The following is a 26,884-nucleotide window of genomic DNA, read 5'->3' as shown; positions in this document are numbered from 1 at the left end:
CTCATCGGCGAAGACATGGCCGGCCCCAACACCTCCGCCTTCTACCCCGGCCCGGTACAGCTGCGCCGACTCCCGATGACCGCTGACGAACGGCCAGAGCCGTGGAGCGGGCCGGACCGCGGTATGTGACCCTGCGCGCCACGACAGCCGCAGGCACCCTCCAAGCTGCTTGGAGAACCAAACGAGACGATCTCTAATACTGCAACGGTGCCTACCGTGACTGCTGGCCAGGCCGCTCGCTGGTGTGGGTATGGGTGGGGACCTTGCTGATGTGCGTGTGTGGGCGGGTGAACTGGGCGCTGTGCATGGGCGGTTCGTGCACCGTTTCAGCCGGTCGGAGCCGCGAGAGTCGGCTCTGGCCTCACTCGTTGCCCTTGCGCACGAGTTGGTTGGAGTCACCGTTGGCGGCGGCGGGGAGGGCTCCGGTGTATCCGGCCCCGTTGGAGCTTGCGGAGTTTACTCCGCCTGCGTGTTGGGGGCGGTGGTCACGTTGCCCGAGCCGAGTAGCCGCGCTCGTTGGGCCGGCTCGCCGGCTTGGCACCGCGCGTTTTCCCGTAGGGCTTGGAGGCTCTGCGTGTGACGGTCCGTCCGGTGGACCGGTCCACCGAGGTGTTCGCCGTGCCGAGGGGTCGGTGAGCAGGGTGCTGAGTTTGTGGCCTGTCGTCCCGCCGTTGGTGGCGGTGCGGACCACGGTGGGCGCGGCTGCTGCCGAGTGTGCCGGCACTCGTCGTGGGCGGATGTGTCTGTGTCTTCCGGGCCGAGCGCGGCGGACCGCGCCGGGCCCGCGTCGTGGCGACCGTGACGCTCACCCTGGGCGAGCTGCTGGACACCGCCGGCAGGAGCAGGCGGCGCCACGCGAACCGGTCGGGCGACGACGGGTGAGGGCGGCCCGTCACAGCATGACGTGCTTGACCTGGGTGTAGTCGAGCAGCCCGGTGAGCGACAGATCGCTGCCGTGACCGGAGTGCCGTACGCCTCCGTGCGGCATCTCCGACACCGTGGTGCCGTGGGTGTTGACCCAGACGATCCCGGTACGCAGGGCGCGGCTCGCGCGCATGGCCCGGTCGTGATCGCGTGTCCAGACGCTGGCGGCGAGTCCCTGCGGTACGGCGTTGGCCAGTTCGAAGGCCTCGGACTCGTCGGTGAACGGCTGGACCGTCACGACCGGACCGAACACCTCGCTCTGCACGATCTCGTCGTCCTGGCGCACCCCCGCGACCACCGTGGCCTGGTGGAAGTACCCGGGCCGGTCGAGCTGCGCGCCTCCCGTGACGACCTCGGCATGGTCGGGCAGGGTCTCCAGCAGACGGCGTACGGAGGCGAGCTGGGCCGCGTTGTTGAGCGGGCCGAAGTCGGCGTCCGGGTCGTCGGGGCCGCCGGGAACCTGCTGGGCGGCCCGTTCGGCGAAGGCGTCGAGGAAGGCGTCGTGGATCCGGTGGTGGACCAGGACCCTGGTGGCGGCGGTGCAGTCCTGGCCGGCGTTGTAGAAGGCCAGCGACGACAGCTGTCCCACGGCGTCGTCCAGGTCGGCGTCCTCGTGGATCAGCACGGGCGCGTTGCCGCCGAGCTCCAGGTGGAGCCGTTTGAGGTCGGCGGCCGCGGCTGCGGCGATCTGCTGTCCGGCGCGGACGCTCCCGGTGAGGGCGACGAGCCGCACGGCGGGATGGGCGACCAGCAGGCGGCCTGCGTCACGGTCGCCGCAGACGACGTTGAGCACACCGGGCGGCAGGTGCTCGGCTGCCAGCCGGGCCAGGAGCGTGGCGGAGGAGGGCGTGCTGTCGGACGGTTTGAGGACGACGGTGTTGCCGGCGGCGAGCGCGGGGGAGATCTTCCACACGGCCATCATCAGCGGGTAGTTCCACGGGGTGATCTGCGCGCAGACGCCGATGGGTTCCCGGCGCAGCACGGAGGTGCGGCCGGGGGTGTACTCGGCGGCCGCGGCGCCGGGCAGGTTGCGCGCGGCGCCGGCGAAGTAGCGCAGCACGTCGACGATCGCGGGCAGTTCGTCGGCGAGGAAGAGGGTACGGGGTTTGCCGGTGTCGGCGACCTCGGCGCTCGCCACGGCGTCGGCGTGCCGCTCCAGCGCGTCGGCGATGCGCAGCAGCGCGCCCTGGCGCTGCTGCGGGGTGGTGGCCGACCACACGTGCTGGGCGTTCTCGGCCGCGCGGCAGGCGTCGTCGACGTCATCGGTGCCGGAGAGCGGAGCGGTGCCGTGGAGGCGTCCGGTGGCCGGGTCGATCAGGCGCAGGGTGGCGCCCGACGCGGCGGGTGTCTCCTTGCCGCCGATGTGGTTGAGGACGGTTGCCGTGCGGGCGTTGTCAGCCACGGAGCAGTGCCTCCTTCGCTGCGGCGCGGCCGGTGCGGACGGCGCCTTCCATGTATCCGGCGACCCACTGGTCGGATCCGCAGACGTAGAACGGGGGTTCGTGGGTGCCGTGCGAGGGACCCACGGCCATCACCTCGCCCGGCGGCCACTGGGTGACGTAGCCCTGTGTCCAGGGGTCGCTGCCCCACAGCCGCAGGTAGCAGGCGAGCGGTCGGCGGGCCTCGTCGCCGTACAGGCCGGCGATCTCGGCGAGCAGTTCGGGGGTGCGCAGCTGGGGCGGGGTGCCCAGCAGGACGCCGTAGCGCTCCGGCGGGACCAGTGCGGACAGGACGCCTTCGTTCTGGGGCCAGGTGCTGCCGAGGACGCCCTCGGACTCGGAGAGGCCGTTCAGATTGTCCGCGCGCCAGAAGGGACGGTCGTAGACGGCGGCGAACTTGGCCGCCGTCGCCTGCCGTTGCCGGTGCAGGGAGGCGAGGCGCGCCTCGCTCACGCCGCTGACGGCGACGGACCGCAGCGGCCCCACGGGCAGGGCGCTCACAACGGCCCCGGCGGTGAGGACCTCCCCGGTGACGAGGCGGACGGTGCAGCGGCCGGGGCGTACGTCGAGGGCGGCGACCGGTGAGCCGAGGCGGACGCGCGGGCCGAGCTCGCGGCCCATCACCTCGGCCAGGGTCGCCGAGCCCTCGGCGAGCCGCAGCCCTTCCCAGTCGTCGTAGTCGTAGTCGCCCGGGCCGGACGCGGGAACGGCGGCGCTCTTGCGCAGTGCGGCCAACAGGGAGATCCGCTCGTAGGAGCCTCCGGCGAGGGCCAGCTGGCCGATCTCCCACAGGCGGACGACGGCGGGGGTGGCGTGTCGTGAGCGAAGCCAGGCGCCCACGGACAGCCGGTCCAGGGCTACCGCGTCCGGGTGCGACCAAGGGGAGCCGGGGTCGACGGTGGCGGCCAGGGCGGCGAACTCTGCGCCGAGCCGGGCGTGGAGGGCCGCGTCGCCGTCGCCGAACCAGTGCGGCGGTTCACCGGCGGAGCTGCCCTCCGGCGTGGCGCGGAGCATCCGGCCGGGCTCGGCCACGTAGCTGGGCACCAGCTTGAGTCCCAGTTCCGCGGCGAGGTCGAGGTAGGCGGTGTGGGCGCGGCCGACGACCTCCCCGCCGAGCTGGACGGTGCGGCCGTCGGGGAGGCGGGCCTGTTCGACCCGGCCGCCGACCCGGTCCCTGGCCTCCAGGACGAGCACGTCGGTGCCGGCGGCGGCCAGGTCCCGGGCGGCGGCGAGCCCGGCCAGACCGGCGCCGAGAACGATCACGTCGTGATGCATCGGTTTCGCTTTCAGATCGGGTGGGGGCGGTCAGGCGAGGACGAGGCAGTGCTCGGGCCGCCAGCCGAACTGGACCGTCTCGCCGCCGCTCCAGCGGTCCTCCATGCGGGCGCGCGCCGTGTTCTGCTCCAGCACGGACAGGGTGACGCCGGGCGCGAGTTCGATCAGATAGGTGGTGGTGGGGCCGCTGTAGACGGTGTCGCGGATGACTCCGCGCAGCACCGGCATGCCCGGTTCGAAGTCGGACAGCCAGACCTTCTCGGGGCGTACGGAGACACTGACCGGGGTTCCGTCGGCGATGGCGGCTCGGGGGCCGACGGGCAGGGCGGGTCCCTGGTCGAGGGTGACCTCGCCGCCGCGGTAGGTGCCGGTCATCAGGTTGGAAGTGCCCATGAAGGAGGCGACGAAGCGGCTGGCGGGGTGCTCGTACACGTCCTCGGGGGTGCCGCACTGCTCGACGCGGCCCTCGTTCATGACGCAGATCCGGTCCGACATGGTCAGTGCCTCGTCCTGATCGTGGGTGACGAAGACGAAGGTGATGCCGACCTCGCGCTGGATCTGCTTGAGCTCCACCTGCATCTGGCGGCGCAGCTTCAGGTCGAGGGCCGCGAGCGGTTCGTCGAGCAGGAGGACGGCCGGCCGGTTGACGAGGGCGCGGGCGAGGGCGACGCGCTGGCGCTGGCCGCCGGAGAGAGTGCGGGGCTTGCGCCCGGCGAAGCCGTCGAGCTGGACCAGTTCCAGCATCTCGCCGACGCGGCGCCGGGTCTCCGCCTTCTCGACGCCCTTGCGCTTGAGGCCGAAGGCGACGTTGTCGGCGATGCTGAGGTGGTCGAACAGCGCGTAGCTCTGGAAGACGGTGTTGACGTTGCGCTTGTTCGGCGGCAGCGCGGTCACGTCTTCGCCCGCGAGCAGCACCGATCCCTCCGTGGGATCGGTGAAGCCGCCGATCATGCGCAGTGAGGTGGTCTTGCCGCAGCCGGAGGGGCCGAGCAGGGAGAAGAAGAGGCCGGCCTCGATGTCGAGGTTCAGGTCGCGGACGGCGTAGGTGTCCGCGAACCGCTTGGAGACGCCGGTGAGGCGGACGGCGTGGGTCTCGTCCATGGTCAGCTCCCGGAGAGGATGTCGAGGCCGCCGCGGCGGCCGAACAGGCGCGGAATGAAGAGGGCCAGGGCGATCAGGCCGATGGATCCGGCGAGCATCAGCGTGCCGACGGCGTTGATGGTGGGCTGCACCCCGAAGCGGATCGCCGAGTAGATCCGCACCGACAGCGGCTGGGGGTCGACGCCGGTGGTGAAGTAGGCGAGGACGAAGTCGTCGAAGACGAGCGCGAAGATCAGTACGGCGCTGGCGAGCACCGCGGGCAGCAGGGCGGGCAGGGTGACCAGGCGCACCGCCTGCCAGCGGGTGGCCCCGAGGTCCATCGCGGCCTCCTCCACCTCGGGGTTCAGGGCCGCGACCCGGGAGCGGAGGATCACGGTGACGTAGGAGATGGAGAAGGTGATCTCCGAGACCATCACCGTGCCGGTGGACAGGGTCACGCCCAGGCCCTTGAACAGGAGCATCGACGCGACGCCGGTGACGATCTCGGGGGTGATGAGCGGTACGAGCATGATCAGGCCGGCCAGTGAGCCGAGCCGGGTGCGGCTACGGACCAGTCCTAGGGCCAGGGCGACACCGAGGACGATCGAACCGGCCGTCGCCACCAGGGAGATGCGCAGGCTCGTGCCCAGCGAGGAGATCAGGACGTCGTCGTGGGCGAAGGCACGGTACCAGCGCAGGCTGAACCCGCTGAAGACGGTGAGGGATTTCTGGGAGTTGAAGGAGAACAGCGTCACCACGGCGATGGGCAGGTAGAGCAGCGCGAAGAAGAGCGCGGTGACGGCGACGAGGACGCGGGGCTTGCGGTCGGCGCGGCCGCGTCGGGTGCGGGTGCGTGCGGCGGGCCGGTCGGGTGCGGGGGACGCGGTGGTGGCGGGCGGGCTGAGCTGGGTCATCGGCGGGCCTCCGCCTCGTCCTTGCGGGTGCGCCTGAGGTAGCCGAGCATCCCGACCAGCAGGACGAGCATGAGCAGCATGGTGAGCGCGGATCCGAGCGGCCAGTTCTGGCCCTGGAAGAACTTGTCCTGGATGAGGTTGCCGATCATGATCTGGTCCGGTCCGCCCATCAGTTGCGCGCTGACGAAATCGCCCATGGCGGGCAGGAAGACGAGGACCAGTCCGGCCGCCGCGCCCTGCCGGGTGGCGGGCAGGGTGACGTGGAGGAAGGTCCGCACGGGGCCGCCGTAGAGGTCGCGGCCGGCCTCGATGAGGGAGACGTCGAGCCGCTCCAGGGCCGCGTACAGCGGGATGATCATGAAGACGACGAATCCGTAGACGAGTCCCGCGATCACGCCGACGCCGGTGTTGAGGATCTTCGTGTCGTCGTCCGCCAGTCCCACGGCGCGCAGGGCCCGCAGCAACGGTCCGTCGTCGGACAGGAGCACCGACCAGCCGTACATGCGGACGAGATAGTTGGCGAAGAACGGCACGACGATCGCGGCGATGAGCGCGTGTTTCCAGCGGCCGCCGTGCAGGGCGATGGTGTACGCCACCGGGTAGGCGATCAGCAGGCAGATCACGCAGGTCAGCAGGGCGTAGCCGAGGGAGCGTGCCAGTACCTCGGTGTAGGCGGGGTCGGCCAGGGCGCGGATGCTGGAGAGGTCGAACCCGAAGCGGGGGTTGCCGAGCTCGTCGGTGGTGCCGACGGTGAGGACGGCGACCAGCACCAGGGAGGCGATCAGGAACCCGGTCATCCAGAGGGTGCCGGGGAGCATGAACCAGGTCCACATGCGGGTGCCGGTGGCGTCCGGGCCGCGGCGGGGGCGCGAGGGGTGACGCGTCGGTGCCATGTCTCAGCCCGCCTTCACATGGGTCCAGGCGGTGTCGCGCGCGTCCTCGGCCGCGTGGCTCCCGTTACGGAAGAACAGGTCGGCCTTGAGGTCGGCCTCGGTGACGAGGCACTCGGGGAAGGGTTTGACGAGTTCGGCGTAGATCTTCTCGGAGCCGGCCACCGGCATGGGGTAGCCGATGTACTCGATGTTCTTCTTCACGTTCTCCGGCCGGAGCATGTAGTCGATGAACAGCATCGCGGTGCCGGGGTGCGCGGCGTTCCAGGGGATGGCGTAGCAGTCGGAGTTGATCGGTGTCCCCTCCTTGGGCGCCTGGAAGCCGAACACGGAGGGGTCCTTGGCCTGATTGAGCATGGCGGCCATGTCGCCGCTCCAGGCCTGGGTGATGACGGCGTTCCCGTTGAGCAGGTTGTTGTAGCTGTCGCTGGAGAAGCCGCGCAGCCGTGGGCGCAGGGTGCCCAGCAGCCCGGTGATGCGGTCGAGGTCGGCCGGGTCGCCGGTGCTGACGTCGAGGCCGAGTTCCAGGGCTCCCATGCCGAGGACCTCGTCACGGTCGTCCAGCAGGAAGACCTTGCCCCTGGCCCGGTCGCTCCACAGGTCCTTCCAGGATCCGGTCAGCTCGCCGATCCGGTCGCGCCGCCAGCCGATGCCGGTCTTGTAGGCGGTGAAGGGGACGGTGTGCGCGGAGCCGGGGTCGTACCAGGGGTCGGCGAAGTAGGAGGAGGCGCCGAACACGTCCTTGGCGTGGCTGAGCTGCGTGTGGTCGATCCGGCGCAGCCGGCCGCCGCGGGCCAGCCGCTGGGCCCACTTGGCGCTGGGGAAGATGATGTCGTAGCGGTTGCCGGCGTTGAGCTTGGCGACCATGCCTTCCATCGAGTCGAAGTTCGACTGGACGACGCTGACGCCGTACTCCTTCTCGAACCCCTTGAAGACGGACGGGTCGACGTAGTCGGCCCAGTTGAAGTAGACGAGATCGCCGTCGACGCGTGCGCGGACCGGGGCCAGGTCCTTGTCGTCGGGTGTTCTGGCGGGCATGAACCCGCAGCCTCCGACCGCGGCGCCCAGTAGGCCGCCGGCGCCCGCCCGCAGCAGGGCGCGTCGGGTCGGTGGTGGTACCTCGGGGGACATGGAGCGTCCTCTCCGTCGAGGAACGGCACGACAGTCCAGGGCGGGACCGGCTGGTCGGCTCACGGAGGCCCTGTGACTCCGTAGTGAAGACCGGTCTGGAAAGGGTACGGACGTGCGTCAGCGGTGCCGGGGTAAGCCGGCCGGGAGGAGCGCGACGCGCCGGTGGGGCCCGGTCGCGGGACGGCGGGGCGTCATCGGCCGTCCTCCTCCAGGTCGCGGCGGATCCGGCGGGCGAACCAGCCGACCGCGGCCTCGCGGTGCGAGAGCGGGCCGGGCTCGAACCCCGGCGTGGACAGGCCGGCCTGTACGCGTTCGACCAGCTCGGCGTCCTCGTCGTTGGTGACCCAGCCGATGTGGATGTTGAGCCGCCGGGCGATCCTGGTGCGCAGGCTCTCCCCGTGCCGGGTGTAGAAGGCGCCCGGGATCGCCACCCGGTCCTGGGCGGTGGGGAAGGCGGTCCACGCGAGCACGTGGTCAGGGTAGAAGTCGATGAGCGTGTTGGGGTAGATCACGGCGTAACGCCAGACCCGCCGGTCGGCCTCGGTCAGCCCGGGCATCGGGGTGGCGAGCCGCTGGTAGAGGCGTTCCGTCCAGTTCGAGGAGGGCTTGTCCCGCAGCGGTGACTCGAACAGGACGTAGTGCTCCTGGACGTCCACCGTGTACGCCTGGTAGTCGAGCAGTCGCATCAGCGCGGGGTGGGCGACGGGGACGTGGTAGCCCTCCAGGTAGTTGTCGACGATCACCTTCCAGTTGGCGTTCTGCTGTTCGCCGGCGGTGACGTCGTGGATGCGGTGCTTGCCGACCGGTGTGAGGCCGGGTCCCGCGTAGTGGCCGACGGCCTCGGCGAGCCCTGCGCAGGTCTCGGCGAGCGGGGTGGCCTCCAGGTCGAGGTTGACGAAGACGAAGCCGAGGAAGGACTCCACGTTGACCGGGTGCAGTCCGAGCCGGGGCTTGTCCAGGCAGGGGATCCGGCGCGCCTCGGGGGCGCCGACGAGGCGTCCGTCGAGCTTGTAGGTCCAGCCGTGGTACGGGCAGCGGATCGCCTTGCCCTCCGGCTCCGGGCCGGTGACCAGGCGGGTTCCGCGGTGGCGGCAGACGTTGAGGTGGGCGGCGAGGCCGCCGTCCTCGGTGCGCACGACCAGGACCTCGCGGCCGGCGGCGGTGGCCGTCAGCCGGGCGCCCGGGCCGGGGAGGTCGGACTCGTGGCAGACGAGCTGCCAGGACTTGGCGAAGACGCGTTCGGTCTCCGCGGCCGCGATGGCCGGATCCGTGTAGTAGCGGGCGGGCAGGGCCTCGCCGGGGTGATCGGGGGTCTCGCTCGGCGGACCGGGCGGCGCGGTGGCCGTCCGGGTGGTCGAGGGATTCATGAAGTCCTCCTCCGCGCCGCGCGGGGCGGCGATGGGCGGTGAGGCTGTCACCGGGATGGGCCGCGGGTTCCCCATGGGGATCCGCGGGATCCGGCTGACTAATTGGTTAGTCAGACTGGGACCGGCGCGGTGACAAGTCAAGTCTTGTGGGCTGACTAATTAGTTAGTTAGTCTCGCTGCAGGCGGACCGGCCGACCCCGCAGGGACAGCGGTGGGGCGTCCCGGCCGCCCGCGGACCACCGATCCGATCCGCGCAGCCCGGCCCTCCCGATCAGGACAGCCGCACGTCACGCGGTACACGGCCCCGGCCGGTACTCCGCACGGCTCCCCGCCACGCACAGCGAGCGGTGGAGCATCCCCCGTCACGCCGTCGCCGCGCCACACCGCTCCCCCGCCGGGAGCGGGCAGCGCCCCCGGAGGCACGCACATGAGCGCTCGCCGACATCTGGCATGGCTCGGTCTCACGCCGGAGCCCGAACAGCAACTGCCCTTGGCCGTGGCCGCGCTGCGGGCCCCGGCGGCCGGCCGGCCGCCGTCGGTCCTCGTGGCCGAGGAGAGACGGCACGTCGAGCGGCTGGTACTGCGCGGCACGCAGCGCGGCTGGCTGCGCTACCTGGGCGAGGTGACCGACCTGGTGGTGGCCGCCGCCGAGGAGCCGGGGCCGGCCGGTCCCGGACCGGCGCTGCTGGCCGGTGAGGTGGTCCTCGACCACCACCGGATGCTGATCGGCCTGCCCGGCTCCGGCTACGACCGGACCACGGCCCAGCGGCAGGCCCTGGAACGCGCGGTGGACCGCCTGAGATCCCGCCGCGGCGAGCACTGGAGCACCGTATGACCGGCGTATTCTCCCTACTCCCCGACGGGCGGCACGGGCTGCTCCCCCAGTCGCCCGGCAGCGCCGCGGGCTCTTCCTCGTACGAGGACTCCTCCCGCTACCTCGCCGCCGGCGGGTACGCGCCGGCGTCCGCTCCCGGCACGCTGCTCGACCGGATCGGCGCGGCGGGGCTGCGCGGCCGGGGCGGCGCCGGATTCCCCGCGGCCGTCAAGCTGCGCGCCGTCCGCGACGCTCCCGGCACGCCCGTCGTCGTGGCCAACGGCGAGGAGGGCGAGCCGGGCTCCGTGAAGGACCGCTGGCTGCTGCGGTACCGGCCGCACCTGGTGCTGGACGGCCTGCGCCTGGCGGCCGCCGTGACCGGTGCCGGGCGCGGCTGCGTCTACCTCTCCGACGCCCAGGCCGAGCAGGCCGTGCTGCGGGCCCTCGCCGAGCGGCCCGCCGGCCTGCGGGTGGACGTCGTACGCACGCCCCACTCCTACGTCGCCGGGGAGGAGAGCGCGGTCGTACGGCGGATCGACGGCGGTCCGGCGCTGCCTACGGCCAAACCCCCGCGCCCCTTCGAACGCGGCGTCGGCGGGGCGCCGACCCTGGTCGCCAACGTGGAGACACTGGCCCGCGTCGCCCTGCTGCACTCCCGGCCCGAGGCCGCCGCCGAGGTCGTCGGCGCCCATCTGGTCACCCTGTCCGGGTCCGACGGCCGTTCGGCCCTGGCCGAGGTCCCCGCCGGTACCCGCCTGGACGCCCTCGCCGACGCCTGGGGGCACGGCAAGGCCGAGGCCGTGCTGCTGGGGGGACTGTTCGGCGGACTGCACGGCGCGGGCTGGGCGGACCTGCCGCTCGACCTGGAGGGGCTGCGCGCGGCCGGTGGCGCACTCGGCTGCGGGGCCCTGTACTTCCTGCACCCCGGGGACTGCCCGGTCGGCGTCGCGAGCGAGGCGACGGCCTATCTCGCCGCCCAGAGCGCCCGGCAGTGCGGGGTGTGCGTCTCCGGCACCGGGGCGCTCGCCGGGGCCCTGTCCGCCGTCGCCCGCGGCACGGCCGACCCGGGTACTCCGGACAGGCTGCGGCGCTGGTCCGGGCAGTTGCCCGGACGCGGGGCCTGCGGACTCCTGGACGCCGCCGCGCGGATCGCCGCCAGCCTCCTCACCCATTTCCCCGACCGTCTCGACGAACACCGGGACTGTCCCGGCTGCGCCGGCGCGGCGGCCCCCGAGGACGGACGCCGATTCCTGGTGGCCGTGCCCTGACACGCCCTCCCCCGCACCCCCCTCGCTCCGCTCCCCTCCCCTCCCAGACAAGGGCCGCACCATGAAACTGCTGCTGGACGCCACTCTCTGCCAGGGCTACGGCCTGTGCCGCGAACCCGCGCCCGGGCTGATCGACCTCGACGACTTCGGTTACGCGCAAGTGGTCGGGACGTCCGTGCCGCCGGGCGGCGAGGACGCCGCCGCGGCCGCCGTCGCCGCCTGCCCCAACTCCGCGCTGCGGCTGGTGAAGTGACATGGGACGTGACCTCTCGGCCCTCTTCGACCCGATCTCCGTCGCCGTGGTCGGCGCCAGCGACGACCCCGCCAAGTACGGCCACGCCATAGCCGCCCAGGCCGTCCGCGCGAACGGTCGCCGTCCCGTCCATCTGGTCAACCGGCGGGGCGGTACGGTGCTCGGCCGCACCGCCGCACCGAGCCTGAGCGCGATCGGTGAACCGGTCGACCTGGCCGTGGTCTGCGTGCCCGCCGCCGGGTTCGAGGCGGCCGTCGACGAGGCCCTGGAGTGCGGGGCACGCGCGATCGTCGCGATCACCGCCGGCTTCGCGGAGACCGGCGCCGCCGGCCGGGCACGCCAGCAGGCCGTCGCCGAACGGGTGCGGGCCGCGGGAGCCGTCATGGTCGGCCCCAACTGCCTGGGGATCGCCGACAACACGACGGACCTCTTCCTGGCATCCGACACCTTCACGCCCGGCGGCGTGGCGCTCCTGAGCCAGAGCGGCAACCTCGCCCTCGAACTCCAGCTGCGCTTCGCCCCGCACGGCCTCGGCTTCTCCCGGTTCGTGTCGCTGGGCAACCAGGCCGACGTCACCCTCGTCGACCTGCTCGCGGACTGCGCCCGGCACGAGGACACCCGGGCGATCGCGGTCTACGCCGAGGACTTCGCGGACGGACGTGCCTTCGCCGAGGCCGCGGCCGTGGCCGGCAAGCCGGTGGTGCTGCTCACCGCCGGGCGCGGCGACGCCTCGGCGCGCAGCGCGCAGTCGCACACCGGGGCGCTGACCACCTCGGCCGACGTGGTGACGGCGGCCTGCCGGGACGCCGGCGTGGAACTGGTCGCCACCCCGCGCGAACTCACCGTCGTGCTCGCCGCGTCGGCCGGACCGCGCCGCGGTGCCGGCCGCCGGGTCGCCGTCCTCACCGACGGCGGGGGCCACGGCGTGATCGCCGCCGACGCCGTGGAGGCCGCGGGACTCTCGGTGCCGGAGATCGGCGCGCCGGCCCGGGAGCGGCTGCGCGAGGTGCTGTGGGAGCAGTCGGCCGTCGCCAACCCCGTGGACCTGGCGGGCATGGGCGAGCAGGACCCCGGTTCGTACGCGGCGACCGTCGAGGCGCTGCTCGCGGCCGAGGAGGTCGACGCCGTGCTGATGACCGGCTACTTCGGCGGCTACGCGGCCTCCGAGGGCGGTCTCGGCGGCGGCGGTACGGCGCTGGCGGACGGGGAGCGGGAGGCGGCACGGCTCATCGCCGCCCGGCACAGCGCCAGCGCCAAACCGCTGGTGGTGCAGTCGATGTATCCCGGCTCCCCCAGCTGCCGCACCCTCGCGGCCGCCGGCATCCCCGTCTTCGACGCCACCGAGGACGCCGCGCGTGCCCTCGCCGCCACGGTGGCCGGCCGTCCCGCGCCCGGCATCGTCCCCCTCCCCCTGCCCGCCGCGCCGATGGAGGAGACCGGGTACACGCGGATCCGCGCGGCCCTCGAAGCGGCCGGCCTCGCCTTCCCCGCCGCCCGGGAGGTCCACGACGAGTCCGAACTGCTCGCCGCCGTCGCCGGGTTCCCCGGCCCGTACGTGCTCAAGGCCCTGCACCTGCTGCACAAGTCGGACGCGGGCGGTGTGGCCCTCGGTCTGGCCGGGACCGACGAGGTGCTGGCCGCCTTCCGCGAGATGCACGCCCGGCTCGGCGCGCCCGCCTACTCCGTGGAGGCCATGGCGGACCTGTCCGACGGCATCGAGCTGATCGTCGGCGTCAACCGCGATCCGCGGTTCGGCCCGGTCGCCATGGTCGGCCTGGGCGGGGTGCTCGCCGAGTCGCTGCGCGACGTCGCCTTCACCCTGGCGCCGGTGACCGCCGGCCGCGCCCTGGACCTGCTGCGCGGACTGCGCACCGCCGCACTGCTCGACGGGGTGCGCGGCCGGCCTCCCGTCGACGTCGCGGCGGCCGCCGCGGCCATCGAGACGATCACCGCGTTCGCCGCCGCCCACCCGGAGATCGCCGAGCTGGAGGTGAACCCGCTCCTCGTCGGCCCCCGCGGTGCGCTCGCCCTGGACTCGCGCGCCGTCCTCGACTGAGCGACACCCCCTTACCCGCCCGAGCGACACCCCGTACCCGCCCGGGCGCCCCGCCCGTCCCCGCCCTCCCCGACCGAAGAGGTGGTCACCATGGACATGCGCTACACCCCCGAACAGTCCGACCTGAAGCGGCGCGCGGCCGACTACGCCCGGCTGCTGATGCGCTACGAGGACCAGTCCGAGCAGGCCGGCGGTCCCCTGCCGCAGGAGCTGGTCACCGAACTGACCCGGGCCGCGATAGACGCCGGCGTCTACGCCATCAACATGCCCGCCGCATGGGGCGGCGCCGGGCTCAGCCTGCTCGACCAGGTCATCGTCGAGGAGGAGTTCGGCAAGGCCACCAACTGCCTGTGGGACATTCCCTGGCGGCCCGCGAACGTCCTGGCCCAGGGCGACGAGCGGCAGCGCGAGAAGTACCTGCTGCCCGTGATCCGCGGGGAGAGGTTCGACGCGTTCGCCGTCACCGAACCGGGCGCCGGATCCGACCCGTCCTCCGGCACCTCCACGGCCACGCGCGCCGAGGGCGGCTGGCTGCTGAACGGCGAGAAGTGGTTCGTCACCTGCGGCGACATCGCCGACTTCCTGCTGGTGCAGGCGGACGCGGGCCCCGAGCGGCTGCCCACGCTGTTCTTCGTGGACAAGGCCGCTCCCGGCGTCGAGATGACCCGCGTGCCGCGTTTCATGCACTCCGCCGTCAACGGGCATCCCGAGTTCACCTTCACCGACGTCTTCGTGGCCGACGAGGACGTGCTCGGCGGCGTCGGCAACGGCTACGAACTGACCAAGGAGTGGTTCACCGACGAGCGCCTGATGATCGCGGCGCGCACCGTCGGCGCCGCGGAGCGGGCCCTCCAGCTGGCCCGTGACTGGGCCGTGGAGCGCGAGCAGTTCGGCGCCCCCATCGCCAGTTACCAGTTGATCCAGGGGATGCTCGCGGACTGCGCCGTGGACATCGCCGTCAACCGCGCCTACACCCACCAGGTCGCCTGGGAGGCCGACCAACCGCACACCGACCGCAAGACCCTGCACGCCAAGGCCTCCACCGCCAAGCTCGCAGCCAGCGAGGCGGCCGGCCGGGTCGCCGACCGGTGCCTGCAGATCTTCGGCGGCCGCGGCTACGACCGCTCCTACCCCGTCGAGCGCATCTACCGGGAGCTGCGCGTCGACCGGATCTGGGAGGGCACCTCCGAGATCCAGCGGCTGATCATCGCCAACGAGCTCATCAAGCGCGGCACCGGCGCGCTGGCTCTCCCCACGCACTGACCCCGCCCACGCCGGACCACCACACAGCGAGGACTTCCATGGACTTCCGCCTCACCCCGCGCCAGGCACAGCTCAAGGCCGACGCGCGTGCCCTCACCGACTTCATCGCCACCTACGAGAACCGGTGCGAGGAGGACAACGGGCTGCCCGCGAGCGCGCACACCGAGATCCGCGACGCCGTCCTGGACGCGGGCCTCCAGGCCGTCAACATGCCTGCCGAATGGGGCGGCGCGGGCCTCACCATCGCCGAACAGGTCACCGTCCAGGAGGAGTTGGGACGACTGACAGGCGCCCTGTGGGACATGGTGTGGCGGCCCGCGAACGCGCTGCGGTTCTGCACGCCCGAGCAGCGCGAGCGTTTCCTGGTCCCGGTCATCAGGGGCGAGCGCCGGGACTGCTACGCGGTCACCGAGCGCGGCGCCGGGTCGGACCCGCAGAACATCGCCACCACGGCGACGAAGAACGACCGGGGGTGGGTGCTCGACGGGGAGAAGTGGTTCGTGACGGTCGGCGACCATGCCGACTTCATGATCGTCCTCGCGGCGGCGGGTCCGGAGCGCGCCCCGACGCTGTTCCTGGTCGACAAGGACACCCCGGGCATCGAGATGACGCGCGTGCCGCGCTTCATGCACACCTTCGTCTACGAGCACCCCGAGTTCACGTTCACCGACGTCCAGGTCGACGAGGACGCCGTGCTCGGCGGCATCGGCGAGGGGTACGACATCACCCGCTCCTGGTTCACCGAGGAGCGCCTGATGATCGCGGCCCGTACCACCGGCGCGGCCGAGCGGGCCCTGGAGCTGTCCCGTGACTGGGCCGTGGAGCGCGAGCAGTTCGGCGCGCCGATCGCCACGTACCAGCTGGTCCAGGGCATGCTCGCGGACTGCGCCGTGGACATCGCCGTCAACCGCGCCTACACCCACCAGGTGGCCTGGGAGGTGGACCAGGCGGGTACGGAGGACCGCAAGACCCTGCACGCCAAGGCCTCCATCGCCAAGCTCGCCGCCAGCGAGGCCTCGGGCCGGGTGATCGACCGGTGCCTGCAGATCCACGGCGGACGCGGCTACGACCGTGCGTACGCCGTGGAGCGGCTCTACCGGGAGCTGCGCGTGGACCGCATCTGGGAGGGCACCTCCGAGATCCAGCGGCTGATCATCGCCAACGAGCTCATCAAGCGCGGCCCGGGGGTGCTGGACCTGCCCGTCGCCCGATGACACCGGCAGGGGCGGCCGCCCGCCCCTGCCCCCGCGGACCGTGGTGCGTGCCCGGCTTCCCCGGTGCCGGGGACGCCGGGGACCTTCGACGCAGAGAGGACAACGGATGACCGACATCGAACGCGTGGGGGTCGTCGGCTGCGGCCTGATGGGGGCCGGCATCGCCGAGGTCTGCGCGCGCGCCGGCCTGCCGGTGACGGTCGTGGAACGCGACGCCGAAGCGGCCCGCGCGGGCCGGCGGCGCATCGGGCACTCCCTCGACAAGGCCGTCGCGCACGGCAGGCTCACGGCCGAACGGCGCGAGGCCGCCGCCGTGCTGATCACCGTGGCCGACCAGTTCGAGGCCCTGCACGACCAGGATCTGGTGATCGAGGCGGTGGCGGAGGACGAGCGGCTCAAGCTCGACGTGTTCACCCGGCTCGATACGGTCGTCACCGGCGAACGCGCCGTCCTCGCGACCAACACCTCGTCGATCCCGGTCGTGCAGCTCGCCGCGGCGACGGGCCGGCCCGAGCGGGTCCTCGGCGTCCATTTCTTCAACCCGGTGCCGGTGCTGCGGCTGGTCGAACTCGTCCCGTCGCTGCTCACCTCGGCCGACACCGCGGACCGGGCCGAGGCCTTCGTGACGGGCACGCTCGGCAAGGAGGTCATCCGCACCCGGGACCGGGCGGGCTTCGTGGTGAACGCGCTGCTCGTCCCGTACCTGCTGGCCGCGATCCGCATGGTCGAGTCGGGCGTCGCGAGCGTCGAGGACGTCGACCGCGGCATGGTCCTCGGTTGTGCGCACCCGCTCGGGCCGCTGGCACTGACGGACCTCATCGGCCTGGACACCACCCGGGCCATCGCCGAGTCGCTCTACGCCGAGTTCCGGGACCCCACGTACTCCCCGCCCCCGCTGCTGTCCCGCATGGTGGAGGCCGGTCTGCTGGGCCGCAAGTCGGGCCGCGGCTTCCACACGTACGAGGCGCGATCCGCGCACGAGGCGGTGGCGCGGGCCGAGCGGACGTGAGGGACAATGGCGGCGGTGTACGACCGCCGGACGAGGGGAGTCGCAGAGTGTCCAGCAAGGTGCGCACGGCGGACACGCGCGAGCGCATCCTGACCGCGGCGTGCGAGGCCATCGCCGAGATCGGCTTCGAGAAGATCCGCATGCGCATGGTCGCGGAGCAGGCCGGTGTGTCGACCGCGCTGCTGCACTACCACTTCGACACGCGCGAGAAGCTGTTCACGGAAGCGATGGCCCACTCCTTCGCCAGCACGGCCGTGGACGTGGAGCGCGACGCGGAGACGGCACCGGCGGCGGTCGTCCTGGCGCGCATCCTGCGCAGCCTGCTGCCGACCGACCACGTGTTGCACCAGGACTGGCGGCTGTGGCAGGAGCTGTGGGTCCGGGCGCTGCGCGACGAGTCGACCCGGTTGTTCGCCGTGGACCTGTACGCCGAGCTGCACGCGTGGGTGAGCGGCGCGGTGCGGCGGGGCATCGAGTCGGGTGAGTTCACGCCGACCGACGTGGACGAACTCGCCACGCTCGTACTGTCCCTGAGCGACGGTTACGGCATCCGCCTGATGCTGCGCGATCCCATGGTCACCCTGGAGGGGGCGCTCGCGTCCGTGTGGCGTCACGCCGCCACCTCGCTCGGTCTGCCGGAGGCGGTCCCGGCCGGGTGAGCCGCCCGGCCGGGACCGCCACCCGTCCGCGCCGGGGCCGGACGTGAGGCCGGGTCATGATCTCCATGTGCGACTGGATCGGCTTGTCCCGCTTCCGGTCCAGACCAGCCTCTCCAGCGCCGACGTCAGGTCTGTACATCCGTCACTTGAACCCCAACTCCCCCTGCCATCACGGACTCCACGCCACAGGGGAGGGACATGCACGACGCGGGCGGCGACCGCTCCCAGACCCTCAAGGCCGGGCAGAGCCGCCGGCTGGTTGCGACCCGCCGGCGATGCAGCAGTGGTGTGCGATGGCAGGCGTGGTCGCCGTCTCGACCGCACCGCTGACCCGGTCCGAGGCACGGATCAGATCCGGACGCCGAACTGGAAGGGCATGTTGCCGATCGCCTCGTAGCGGACGAACGCGCCGCTGTGCGGGGCGTGCAGCACCTGGCCGTTGCCCGCGTAGAGGCCGACGTGGTGCTGGTCGCCGTAGAAGATGACCAGGTCGCCGACCTGGAGGTCGCTCTGCGAGTAGATGCGGGTGCCCGCGTTGGCCTGGGCCTCCGAGGTGCGGGGTATGGTCACGCCGGCCTGGGCGTAGGCCCAGGAGGTGAGGCCCGAGCAGTCGAACGAGTTGGGACCGGCGTGGGTGTACACGTACGGGGCCCCGATGACGCTCTGGGCGGCGGCGAACGCGGCGCCGGCGCGGCCCGAGGCGGCCTTGGTTGTGCCGAGGTCGACGCGCTCGCCGGCGCGGGTGGCCCGCTCCTGCTCCTTGGTGGCCAGCGCCGCCTTCTCCTGCGCGGTCAGCGTGTTGAGGAGCTTCTGCGCGGAGCCCAGCTTGCTCTGGACTTCCTTCTTCTTCTTGGCGAGCTCGGCCCGGGTGTCGGCGAGGTCCTTGAGCTTCGCGGAGGCCTCGGCGCGCTGCTGGGCGAGCGAACGCTGCTTCTCCTGGACCTTCTTGAGCGACTCGACCTGCTGGGCGCTGAGCTGGTCCATGGCCGAGGCCTTGTCCAGGAAGTCGTCCGGGTCCGAGGAGAGGAAGAGGGCCACGGAGGGGTCGATGCCGCCGGTGCGGTACTGGGCACTGGCCATCGAACCGAGGCCGTCGCGGAGCTCGTTGAGCGCCTCCTGGCCGCGGGCGACGTTGTCCTGGAGAGCGCTGATCTCCTTCTGCAGCTTGTGCTGCTTCTCCTTGGCGCCGTCGAGCTTCTCCGTGGCCTGCTCGGCCTCTTCGTAGAGCTTGTCGACCTTGGTCTTGACCTCGTCCTTGTCGGGCTTCCCGGACGGGGCCGCGTTGGCGGCATTCGCGCTCAGTACAACGGCGGCAGCGGCGGCGGTGGTGAGCACGGTCACACGGGTGCGGCTCGGCTGTTTGGGTCGACGGTGGGACGCCACGAAGGCGAACTCCTTTTCCTCCGGCCGCCTGCCGAAAACGCCGACGGGCGGTGCCCCTTCACTGCCACCCCCAACGAGTGAACGACCGAGCGAAGGTTCGAATGGGGACTGTAGTGACTCAATCTTCATCAGAGCAAGTGGCGTTGTAACGAGCGGCATTGAGTGAGTGAGACGCGTTGCGGCATCCTTCGGAGTTTTTTGCCGAGCAGGCGTCAGATGCCGACCTTGGATTCAACCGGTCAAGACAGCACTCTCGGCTCGTCAGAATTCCCAGGCACGTACGCGACGGATGTCGAGATTCGTTGCGACGGCATCAAGACTCGTCCTGCCTGAACGTCGGGCAGGTTTGTTCCTTGGGGCAGGTTCCGCCGGAGCAGTTCCGCGATCCGTCGCGCATCGGCGAACCGTGAACGCCACCGGCCTTTCATCGCGTGGCACTTGTTCATGCGGATCGTAGGGCCCGTTCGAGAGCACCGTCCGTCTCCACGCAGGCCCACGGGAGAGCGGGCACCGACTGGGCCTCCAGGTGCTGCCGAACGCCGTTCCCGCGGACAGTCTCCCAGCAGCCATGTTTCCAGCGCTGTTGCTGACTTCACGGCTGATCATGGACACCGTACGCTCCCGGAAGACGGCGACGGCCGGGCATGACTGCCGGGTCAGCCCGTGCGAAACTCCTCCCGCTCGCCCGTGCACGCCACCCCAACCAGCGCTGTTGCCGACCGGGTGAACCAAGTCCGTCGAAACAAATCTGACGCAGCGGGAACCTTCAACCGGTTGCCGGACACGTACGGAGCATGGAACTGAACAACGATGGTCCCGCTGTACCGGTCGGAGGGGTCTCTGATCGGGAGCTGTGGGCGAGGGCCGTCGACGGCGACCGGGAGGCGTTCGGTCGGATCTTCGACCGCCATGCGAAGACCGTCTACAACTACCTGTTCCGGCGGACGGCCGACTGGTCCGAGGCCGAAGACCTCACGTCGACCGTGTTCTTGCACGCTTGGCGTCGGCGATCGGAGACGGTGCTGGACCGCGACTCGGCGTTGCCGTGGCTGCTCGGCATCGCCGACCGTCTGCTGTCGAACACCTGGCGGCGGCTGAGGCGGGCCGAGGCGTTGCTGCACCGGCTCGTCTCGCATGGCGAGTCCGTGGGCGACCACGCGGACCGCGTCGCCGCCCTGGTCGACGACGAGCGTCGTATGTCGGAGATCCACCGGGCGTTGGCCCGGTTGCCGCGCCACGAACGAGAGGTCGTCGAGCTCTGCGTGTGGTCGGGCCTGGATCAGCAGGCGGCTGCGGCAACGCTGAAGGTGGCGGTCGGAACCGTGAAGTCCAGACTGCACCGCGCGCGGCGGAGGCTGGGGGCCGACCTCGTCGGCGGAGCCACGGTTTTGGCGTCGTTCAGTTCGAAGAGTCCTGTCAACGCGGAAGAGGTCCCACGATGAATGACATGCCGGGCGTTCCCGCGGCTCCTTCCGATCGTGATCTGCCGAACCACCGGCGGATCCGGGAGGAGCTCCTGATGAAGATCGGTCCAGAGGACAACGGTGCTTCGCTGCGACGCAGGTGGGGGGTGCCGCTGGGGGTTGCCGCCGGCGTCGCGGGGGTAAGTGTCGCGGCCATGTCCGTCTTCAGCGGGGTAGGGGGCGCCAAGCCACTTCTCGCCGATCCTGCCGGAAACCCTACGAACGCCACCGCGTCACCGACTCCGAGCACAACGCGCGGCTTCACGTCGGCCGGAGCCGGCTCAGCGCCGTCCTCGACGCGCACGACTTCCACCTCGGACGCGTTCACCATCACCAGCGGGACGACAACCCCGATCCGCGCCGGGACCGTCGCCACGATCCTGGCTTCCTGCCTGGGCTCGGATGCATCCCGGTACCACGCGGTGGTCGCGGCCCGCGCTCCCATCCCCTCGCAGAACGGGGACGGCGTGGTCGTCGCCGTCAACTCCGACGATCAGTATGTGCAATGCGAGTCGAAGGGCGACAAGGGCAGCAGCCAGGATTCTCCGCCCACGTTCATCAACAATCGCCTGTGGGGCACCGGTCATTCGATCGAGTATTTCGACTCCACCCTCGAGCCCGCCGGCAAGGGGCGATACCTCATGCTGGGTGCCGGGCATTACACATCCAACATTGCCAGGATCACCATCAGCTACGGCGACAACCCGAAAGAATATCGAGCAGTCATGGCAGGTGGTGCATTCGTTTACGCGGCGGCTCTCTCCACGGAAGACCCCGGCCCCCACTTTGTGGGACCGAGCCCCTACGTCCATGCCTACAACGCATCCGGCAAGGAGATCTACAACCAGAAGAAGGACCCGCAGTTCACCGACAAGCAGTAGGTCGGCCATTTCGACCGGCCCTCATTGCTGCCTTGGCAATGTGCCGGGCACAGTGAGGCCAGGGTCATTGAGCCTTTTCCAACCCCAGTTGAGGCATGGTGAACCGTTCCGGGTTTGATCGAGACTCCAGATCTTGACTGTGACCTGGGTCTTTCCGGTCCCGCTGCAGTCGTCGGTCTCGTATGCGACGGGTGGGACGTGCCTGATCGCACCGTGGAGTCGGCGGTGGCCGTACCAGTCGATCCATGCTGCGGTCGCCGGCTCGACCTCGGAGGGCGCCTTCCGTGGGCGGTGGGGCTTGATCAGCTCCGGGCGAGGACGGTCTCAATGCGGAACCTCAGCGCGCAGCGCAGACGTTCGTCCTGTACACCCGCACAACGAGCGGGGAGCTGCTTGCGCTGTCGGCCGGTCAGGCCGTGCACACACGCCCGGAAGCCAGCCGCCGCCGTGGGTCGGGCACTACGGCAGCTTCATGGAGGGCGACCGCCAGCTGCGCACCTGTACCCGGTCCCGCTGCCCCGGCCCGCCGGTGACTTCCGGGTGCACGGGTGTCGGGCAACGTCTTCCTGGGGCCGACGGCGATCCAGGTCGGCAACCACCACCGCCAGGACAACCATTTCGGCCCCCCGGCATGACCGCACCCCTGCCGCCCCCGGTGACAGCGTCACCGGCGACGCCTTCTTCCACCACGCCCTCCAAGCCGTCGCCCACCTGCGCAACCGGCTCGGCGAACGCACGCTGATCGAGCGGCCCGCGGGGATCCGCCGCCTCGGCACGACAGGTCAATGACCGCCGCGGCTGTCGTAGACCGCGAGCGACAGTTCTTTCATCGCGGTCCGAGCGCGCTGTTTGTCCAGGCCCTCGTCGATGACCTCCAGCGCACCGGCCGCCGAGACCCGAACAGCGCGGGGAAGGCCGTCGTAGGCGGCGAGCCGATACGCCACGGTCCGGCGGGCCCTCTGCTCCCGCTCGCTCACCCCGCCGGGGACGACCGGAAAGACCGCGGCCTCGTACAGCGCGACACCCATGACAACCACGTCCGCGATGCCCTCCGGGACCCCGTCGGTCCGGTCGCCCGGGAGGGGATCCATCGCGATCCGGCTGTGGAAGAAGCCCCCGAGCCCAACGCCCACAGCCGTCGTGCCCGCTCCCACCGCGGCTCCCGTCCAGCCGCCGAAAGCGAAACCGAAGCAGGCCCCGCCGGCCACCACGCACACCACCATCACCATGGTGAGCAACACGTGCATGCGGGTGCCGGGCGAGACTTTCATGAAGAGCAGTATGCAGACGCCCCTCGGCCACGCGGCAGCGGCCCCGGGACCAGCTGATGCCGGCCGTGGCACCGGGTCCACGACCGCCGCCGCGGGATCCCTGACGTGTGCCCCGCCCGCAGCGGAGGTTGAGCATTCTCATCGACCACTGAGCGCCTGTAGGCGGTTGTCCGCGAGGAGCGCGTGCCGAGTACGCGCCGGCCGTCCGGTCAGAATCCGGACAGCCCAGGGCCACGCAGGCGAGGGTCCCGGCAACCGGGGATGTCGATGTCCAAGTCATCAGGCTCGGCCACGAGGGACATGTCTCCCAGCACGGTTTCACTCTTGCCCGGGAAGCCTGGTGGTACTGGGTGGTACTCGATGTCCGGTGGCTCGGACACCACTTCCTCGGCGTCTGGGGTCGATACCCACGGCGCCAGAGGAGGGAATGGGGCGGTGGCTTTCACGAAGTGGCGCAGCGAGTCGGCCCATTCCTCCAAGCGGCGCACATTGATGTTGTGCAGGGCCTCACCGATGATGCGGGTCGCGTCGTCGGTGAGGCCAGGAAGGTGGGTGCAGGATGTACTTGCCCGGCTTGACCGCCGCCTCCAGCGTTTTCGCGCCGCGGGCCAAGTCGGTGACGAAGGCTGCGGTCCAGCTCTCTGACGACGCGTTCGGGAGCATCAGCCGATCGAGGATGTCGAAGGCGTCGGGCCGCCCGGCTCTCCCCGGGATGCGGTAGGTCGGCCCGGGACGCCACCCGGGCCGAGGTCGGCCTGCGCCCAGCTGTGCGCCCGCACGTGCAGGGCGAAAGCAAGAGCCCTGCAAACGAATTCCTCCTGCGCTGCGGCCCCGACCGGCGGGCAGTCCGGCAGGTCCGGCCCCGGCATCGCGCGTGTCTGCCCCGCCGGCTTACCGAGGGCCCACGTTTGCCGAGCCGGATCCGGAGGGTTCCGCCGCAGCTCCCGGGCCGCGTCACGGGCGGCCCGCAGCACCCCGAGGGCCGGCCGGTCGAGCTCCTCAGGTGAATTGGCGGACCACCCACGCGGCCTCGTACGGTCATCGCCGTCCCTGCTGCTCGCCCTCCCCGGCCGGTCCCACAGCACGAGCGGGGAGGCCGGTAGGCGCAGGACGTCCTACCCCATGCCGTTGTGCCAGGCACCGTACCGAATGCGGATGCGCCTGGACGACCAGCAGTTCCAACACCCACCGACAGCCACACCGGTAGTGTCGGTCGCCGACACCGCGTCACCCGCCGGAGGTCGCCGCCGGAGGTGACGCCGGGCGTCGGCCCGCGCCCCCCGTACGGGTGCCGTTCGGGCCGTCAGCTGTTCTGCAGGGTGCTCCGGCGGTCCTGGTCGGGGAGGCGCAGGAGTGCCGCGCCGGCCGGGGTCAGGGTGTGCAGGACGGTGTTCGCGTGCCGGTGGCTGGCGATGAGTCCCGAGTCGCGCAGGACCGTGGTGTGGTGGCTGGCGTTGGCCGTGGACACCGAAACGGCGCGGGCTATCTCGGAGTTGGTCGCGCCGTGGGTCACCGTGCGCAGTACCGCGGCGCGGGTGCGTCCGAGCAGTGCCGACAACGACGCCTCGGCCGGGCGGGGCTGGGGCGCGGAAGCGAACGGTGCCGGCGGATAGAGCAGGACGGGCGGCAGGTCCGGGTCGGCGAAGGAGACCGGCTTCTGCCAGCAGAAGTAGGAGGGGATCAGGAGCAGCCCGCGGCCGCCCAGGTGCAGGTCCCGGTCCAAGCCTCCCCCGTACTCGACCTCCAGGACGGGGGCCTTCCACCGCATGGCGGGCTTCAGTCCGCCGAGCAGCGCCTCGGCTCCGCCGTGCAGCAGATCGCGTCCCCGGCGGGCGCACTCGGCGTCGACGCGGGCCTGCATGCGGTCGGCGTAGGGGGCGATGACGGCGTTGTGGTATCTGCGCAGCACCGCGACCATGTTCGCGCGGGCCTCGTTGTCGGCCAGCCGGTACATATCCGCGGGTACGGTTCTGACCTGGGCGAGGAGACCGATCTCGTGGCGGACCCTGGCCGGCGGGGTGTCGAGGATCGCGTCGAGTCCGCTGTCCAATCCGTGACTCGCCTCGGCCGGGGTGAGGAAGTCGGGGAAGTAGGTCGCGCGGGGGAACAGCGGGAAGAGCAGTTTGCGTACCTCGGCGCCCAGTTGCCGGGTGGCGATGGCTTCGCGGGCGTCGCGGTACCAGGCGGCGTGGGCGCAGCGGCCGAACTGCGACTGCAAGCGGTGCAGGCTGGCGGCGATCTCCCATAAGGGGTCGGGTCTGGCGGCAAGGCGGATTCGTGCGAGATCCTCTGTGGTGAAGTGGATACGCAGCACGGTCCCCCCACGCGTGTTTCTTTTCCCCGGCGCGGCCGACAATGCCGCGCCGCCCCCCGTGAAAGCAAGATCGAAACGGGTCAACTCAAGGCTCGTACAGACCAGTTGGCGCTGTGGGGCCGGGCGGTCATGACGGGACGATTGCGGCGACCTCCCGGCGGATGGCGGGCAGGTCGGTGAAGACCGTGCCGGGGCAGTCGGTGTCCGCCCAGTTGCGGTGGCCGCCGATGACCGGCGCGGCGCGGCTGACCCCGCTGACCGGATTGAGGTAGAGCACCTTGCCCGTGGGGGCGAGCGCGTGCCGTGCGGCCAGGTCGGCCAGGAGCTGCACGAGCGCGGTGCGGGCGGCGGACGAGGGGGGTGTGGTCGTCAGCGTTCCCAGCAGGGCGATTCCGATGTTGCCCGTGTTGTAGCCCTGGACGTGCGCGCCGGTCACGAGCCGGCCCGCCGGGTCGTGTGCGGCCGTGCCGTCGGTGCCGGACCAGCGTCCTTCGTACACCAGGCCGTTCCGGTCGATCAGGAAGTGGTAGCCGATGTCGCCGTAGCCCTTGCCGACCGTGTCGTTGCGGTAGATCGCCCGGACCACCGCGGCCGGGTCGGGATCGCTGCTCCCGTCGTCGGTGTGGTGCACGGTGAGGGTCTGGACCGGGTAGTACTCGGGCGGCCAGATCTCCGTACCGTCCGCGTACCGGAGTGTCTCGTCCGCGCCCCACGCGGCTCGGGACAGCAGCGTGTACGCGGCCGAGGCCGAGGCCGCCGCCGAGGGCGGGCGGGGCACCACGCTCAACGCGGCGGCTCCGAGCACGCCGAGGATCACGCGTCGGGGTACTGGGGACGGAATGGGGTCTGCCCCCGGGGGGCGTGCGGCCTGCGAATCCGGGTCCGTCATAGCGTGATTCCTCCTGTGAGTGTGTTCGCGGCCCGGCCCGCCCGCTTCCCGCAAGGCGGAGGCGGGCGGGCCGGGGCAACGGGAGGGCGCTGCTACAGGGCGCAGGCGGGCTTGGGCGTGTAGAGGCGGGACCACGTGCTGGAGCCCACGATGCCGTCGGCGCCGCCGGTGGTGCCGTTGCACGTCTGCACGTAGTACACGCCGTCCGCGGTTGCCGGGCCGTAGTCCCCGTCTTCGTCGATGTAGGCCGGGTAGTTGCTGTAGAAGTTGATGAGGCACTGCACCTGCTTGACCGCATTGCTGTTGTCGCCGGGGTGGACCGTGGGCCGCGAGGAGTCGGCGATGTAGTTGCAGTTGCTCTCGGCGGCCGAAGCGCTTGCGGAGGGTGCGCCGACGAGCATGCCTGCGACGGCGAGCACGGCGGTGCTGCACAGAGCAGCGAGGCGATGGGTGCGCATGACGTCTCTCCCGAGGTGTGCGGTGATCGTGATGAAAGTAAGGATGCGTGTGAACACGATCACCGTCCACGAGATTCGACTGTGCCGAAAACAGGCAGCTCAGGTGCCATGGGGCAGCGTGAGACACCCGTCGCCGGGCCGAGCGGCGCGTTCAACCCGGCGAGCGGGGGCGGGAAGCGCGGTCCCGGAGCCGGCGGTTCGGCCGGAGGGACCGGGAACTTTCCCCAGTTGATCGTCGATCCGACCGCGTGTGGTCAGCACCGCCGGTGTGTGCGTAGGGCGCAGACCGGCACGACGGATGCTCTCCGGTCTGAGTGTTCTCCCCGCCGACGCGGGGATTCCCGGACAGCGCACCGGTCCGGACAGCTCCGAGTTCGTCCAGCCCACCCACGTGCCCCGCTCCCATGACTCCCGGTTACGCGCACGCCTGACCGCCGCGGTGACCGAACCGGAACCTGGGCGTGAGGGCGTGAGCCCCAGAATGCGGCGGTGCCCCGATCACCCTGGGTGATCGGGGCACCGCCGCATTGCCGTCCGGGTAGCTGCTCCGCCGCGCTACTCGAAGGAGAGGGTGCCCTGGCCGGGCTGGCCGAGGTAGTTCTGCCAGCCGGAGGAGAGCGGCTGGTTGGCGCCGAAGCTGGTGCCGGAGCCGAGGTGGACGCCGATGGT

General features: G+C 71.4%; 23 protein-coding genes. 11 read left to right on the top strand and 12 right to left on the bottom strand.

All coding sequences use genetic code 11. The features are described from left to right. Positions 1-714: 714 nt before the first annotated feature. Complete coding sequence (locus tag ACIQ7M_RS24960) at positions 715-882, top strand: hypothetical protein (protein ID WP_403648169.1); 168 nt, start codon at positions 715-717, stop codon at positions 880-882. A 10-nt stretch (positions 883-892) separates the two neighbouring features. Here the strand turns inward: ACIQ7M_RS24960 and ACIQ7M_RS24955 are convergent, their stop codons facing one another. The 7 genes from ACIQ7M_RS24955 to ACIQ7M_RS24925 form a co-directional block, all read right to left on the bottom strand. Beyond that, the gene (locus ACIQ7M_RS24955; RefSeq protein ID WP_403648166.1) at positions 893-2,326 is read right to left on the bottom strand and encodes an aminobutyraldehyde dehydrogenase; all 1,434 of its coding nucleotides are present in this window, start codon (positions 2,324-2,326) and stop codon (positions 893-895) included. Further along, a complete protein-coding gene (locus ACIQ7M_RS24950; RefSeq protein WP_403648163.1) occupies positions 2,319-3,638 on the bottom strand; it encodes a flavin monoamine oxidase family protein in 1,320 nt (439 codons plus the stop codon). Before ACIQ7M_RS24950 ends, ACIQ7M_RS24955 begins: the two co-directional genes overlap by 8 nt. A gap of 30 nt (positions 3,639-3,668) precedes the next feature. Further along, positions 3,669-4,739, bottom strand: a complete 1,071-nt coding sequence (locus ACIQ7M_RS24945; RefSeq protein WP_403648160.1) for an ABC transporter ATP-binding protein — start codon at positions 4,737-4,739, stop codon at positions 3,669-3,671. 2 nt (positions 4,740-4,741) lie between these two features. Beyond that, entirely contained in the window at positions 4,742-5,632 is an 891-nt protein-coding gene (locus ACIQ7M_RS24940; protein ID WP_051900916.1) for an ABC transporter permease, read from the bottom strand. Then, positions 5,629-6,525, bottom strand: a complete 897-nt coding sequence (locus ACIQ7M_RS24935) for an ABC transporter permease (protein ID WP_403648156.1) — start codon at positions 6,523-6,525, stop codon at positions 5,629-5,631. Before ACIQ7M_RS24935 ends, ACIQ7M_RS24940 begins: the two co-directional genes overlap by 4 nt. Positions 6,526-6,528: 3 nt before the next feature. Beyond that, entirely contained in the window at positions 6,529-7,653 is a 1,125-nt protein-coding gene (locus ACIQ7M_RS24930) for a spermidine/putrescine ABC transporter substrate-binding protein (protein ID WP_403648154.1), read from the bottom strand. A 191-nt stretch (positions 7,654-7,844) separates the two neighbouring features. Continuing rightward, complete coding sequence (locus tag ACIQ7M_RS24925; protein ID WP_403648150.1) at positions 7,845-9,020, bottom strand: aromatic ring-hydroxylating dioxygenase subunit alpha; 1,176 nt, start codon at positions 9,018-9,020, stop codon at positions 7,845-7,847. A gap of 427 nt (positions 9,021-9,447) precedes the next feature. Between ACIQ7M_RS24925 and ACIQ7M_RS24920 the strand changes: the two genes are divergently transcribed. The 8 genes from ACIQ7M_RS24920 to ACIQ7M_RS24885 all read left to right on the top strand — a co-directional run bounded on the left by ACIQ7M_RS24920 (position 9,448) and on the right by ACIQ7M_RS24885 (position 17,556). Beyond that, positions 9,448-9,855, top strand: a complete 408-nt coding sequence (locus ACIQ7M_RS24920) for a hypothetical protein (protein WP_403648147.1) — start codon at positions 9,448-9,450, stop codon at positions 9,853-9,855. Further along, a complete protein-coding gene (locus tag ACIQ7M_RS24915) occupies positions 9,852-11,102 on the top strand; it encodes an NADH-ubiquinone oxidoreductase-F iron-sulfur binding region domain-containing protein (RefSeq protein WP_403648144.1) in 1,251 nt (416 codons plus the stop codon). Before ACIQ7M_RS24920 ends, ACIQ7M_RS24915 begins: the two co-directional genes overlap by 4 nt. Before the next feature lie 61 nt (positions 11,103-11,163). Beyond that, on the top strand, positions 11,164-11,355 hold the full coding sequence (locus ACIQ7M_RS24910) for a ferredoxin (RefSeq protein WP_403648141.1): 192 nt from the start codon (positions 11,164-11,166) through the stop codon (positions 11,353-11,355). Between the two features lies 1 nt (position 11,356). Next, positions 11,357-13,411, top strand: a complete 2,055-nt coding sequence (locus ACIQ7M_RS24905) for an acetate--CoA ligase family protein (protein ID WP_403648138.1) — start codon at positions 11,357-11,359, stop codon at positions 13,409-13,411. 90 nt (positions 13,412-13,501) lie between these two features. Beyond that, entirely contained in the window at positions 13,502-14,674 is a 1,173-nt protein-coding gene (locus tag ACIQ7M_RS24900) for an acyl-CoA dehydrogenase family protein (RefSeq protein WP_403648135.1), read from the top strand. Positions 14,675-14,712: 38 nt separating this feature from the next. Further along, positions 14,713-15,888: an acyl-CoA dehydrogenase family protein gene (locus tag ACIQ7M_RS24895; protein ID WP_403648132.1), complete on the top strand. Its 1,176-nt coding sequence runs from the start codon at positions 14,713-14,715 to the stop codon at positions 15,886-15,888. A gap of 106 nt (positions 15,889-15,994) precedes the next feature. Next, complete coding sequence (locus tag ACIQ7M_RS24890) at positions 15,995-16,897, top strand: 3-hydroxybutyryl-CoA dehydrogenase (RefSeq protein ID WP_403648128.1); 903 nt, start codon at positions 15,995-15,997, stop codon at positions 16,895-16,897. Between the two features lie 47 nt (positions 16,898-16,944). Then, on the top strand, positions 16,945-17,556 hold the full coding sequence (locus tag ACIQ7M_RS24885) for a TetR/AcrR family transcriptional regulator (protein ID WP_403648125.1): 612 nt from the start codon (positions 16,945-16,947) through the stop codon (positions 17,554-17,556). Between the two features lie 348 nt (positions 17,557-17,904). Here the strand turns inward: ACIQ7M_RS24885 and ACIQ7M_RS24880 are convergent, their stop codons facing one another. Next, positions 17,905-18,939: an NlpC/P60 family protein gene (locus ACIQ7M_RS24880; protein ID WP_403648122.1), complete on the bottom strand. Its 1,035-nt coding sequence runs from the start codon at positions 18,937-18,939 to the stop codon at positions 17,905-17,907. Between the two features lie 794 nt (positions 18,940-19,733). Between ACIQ7M_RS24880 and ACIQ7M_RS24875 the strand changes: the two genes are divergently transcribed. Both ACIQ7M_RS24875 and ACIQ7M_RS24870 read left to right on the top strand, forming a co-directional pair. After that, positions 19,734-20,381, top strand: coding sequence for an RNA polymerase sigma factor (locus ACIQ7M_RS24875; protein ID WP_403648118.1), 648 nt, complete (start codon positions 19,734-19,736; stop codon positions 20,379-20,381). A 77-nt stretch (positions 20,382-20,458) separates the two neighbouring features. Continuing rightward, the gene (locus ACIQ7M_RS24870) at positions 20,459-21,283 is read left to right on the top strand and encodes a hypothetical protein (RefSeq protein ID WP_403648210.1); all 825 of its coding nucleotides are present in this window, start codon (positions 20,459-20,461) and stop codon (positions 21,281-21,283) included. Between the two features lie 782 nt (positions 21,284-22,065). Here ACIQ7M_RS24870 and ACIQ7M_RS24865 read toward each other — a convergent pair. The 4 genes from ACIQ7M_RS24865 to ACIQ7M_RS24850 form a co-directional block, all read right to left on the bottom strand. Beyond that, positions 22,066-22,554 (bottom strand): hypothetical protein, encoded by a 489-nt coding sequence (locus tag ACIQ7M_RS24865; RefSeq protein WP_403648115.1) that lies wholly within the window; start codon positions 22,552-22,554, stop codon positions 22,066-22,068. 1,303 nt (positions 22,555-23,857) lie between these two features. Continuing rightward, positions 23,858-24,772: an ArsR/SmtB family transcription factor gene (locus tag ACIQ7M_RS24860; protein WP_403648112.1), complete on the bottom strand. Its 915-nt coding sequence runs from the start codon at positions 24,770-24,772 to the stop codon at positions 23,858-23,860. A 223-nt stretch (positions 24,773-24,995) separates the two neighbouring features. Continuing rightward, positions 24,996-25,673: a peptidoglycan recognition family protein gene (locus ACIQ7M_RS24855; RefSeq protein ID WP_403648109.1), complete on the bottom strand. Its 678-nt coding sequence runs from the start codon at positions 25,671-25,673 to the stop codon at positions 24,996-24,998. 176 nt (positions 25,674-25,849) lie between these two features. Further along, positions 25,850-26,215: a peptidoglycan-binding protein gene (locus tag ACIQ7M_RS24850; RefSeq protein WP_403648106.1), complete on the bottom strand. Its 366-nt coding sequence runs from the start codon at positions 26,213-26,215 to the stop codon at positions 25,850-25,852. Between the last annotated feature and the right edge of the window lie 669 nt (positions 26,216-26,884).

The sequence above is a fragment of the Streptomyces sp. NPDC096324 genome (assembly GCF_044763015.1).
GTDB lineage: Bacteria > Actinomycetota > Actinomycetes > Streptomycetales > Streptomycetaceae > Streptomyces.
This window is presented reverse-complemented; position numbering and strand designations above follow the sequence as displayed.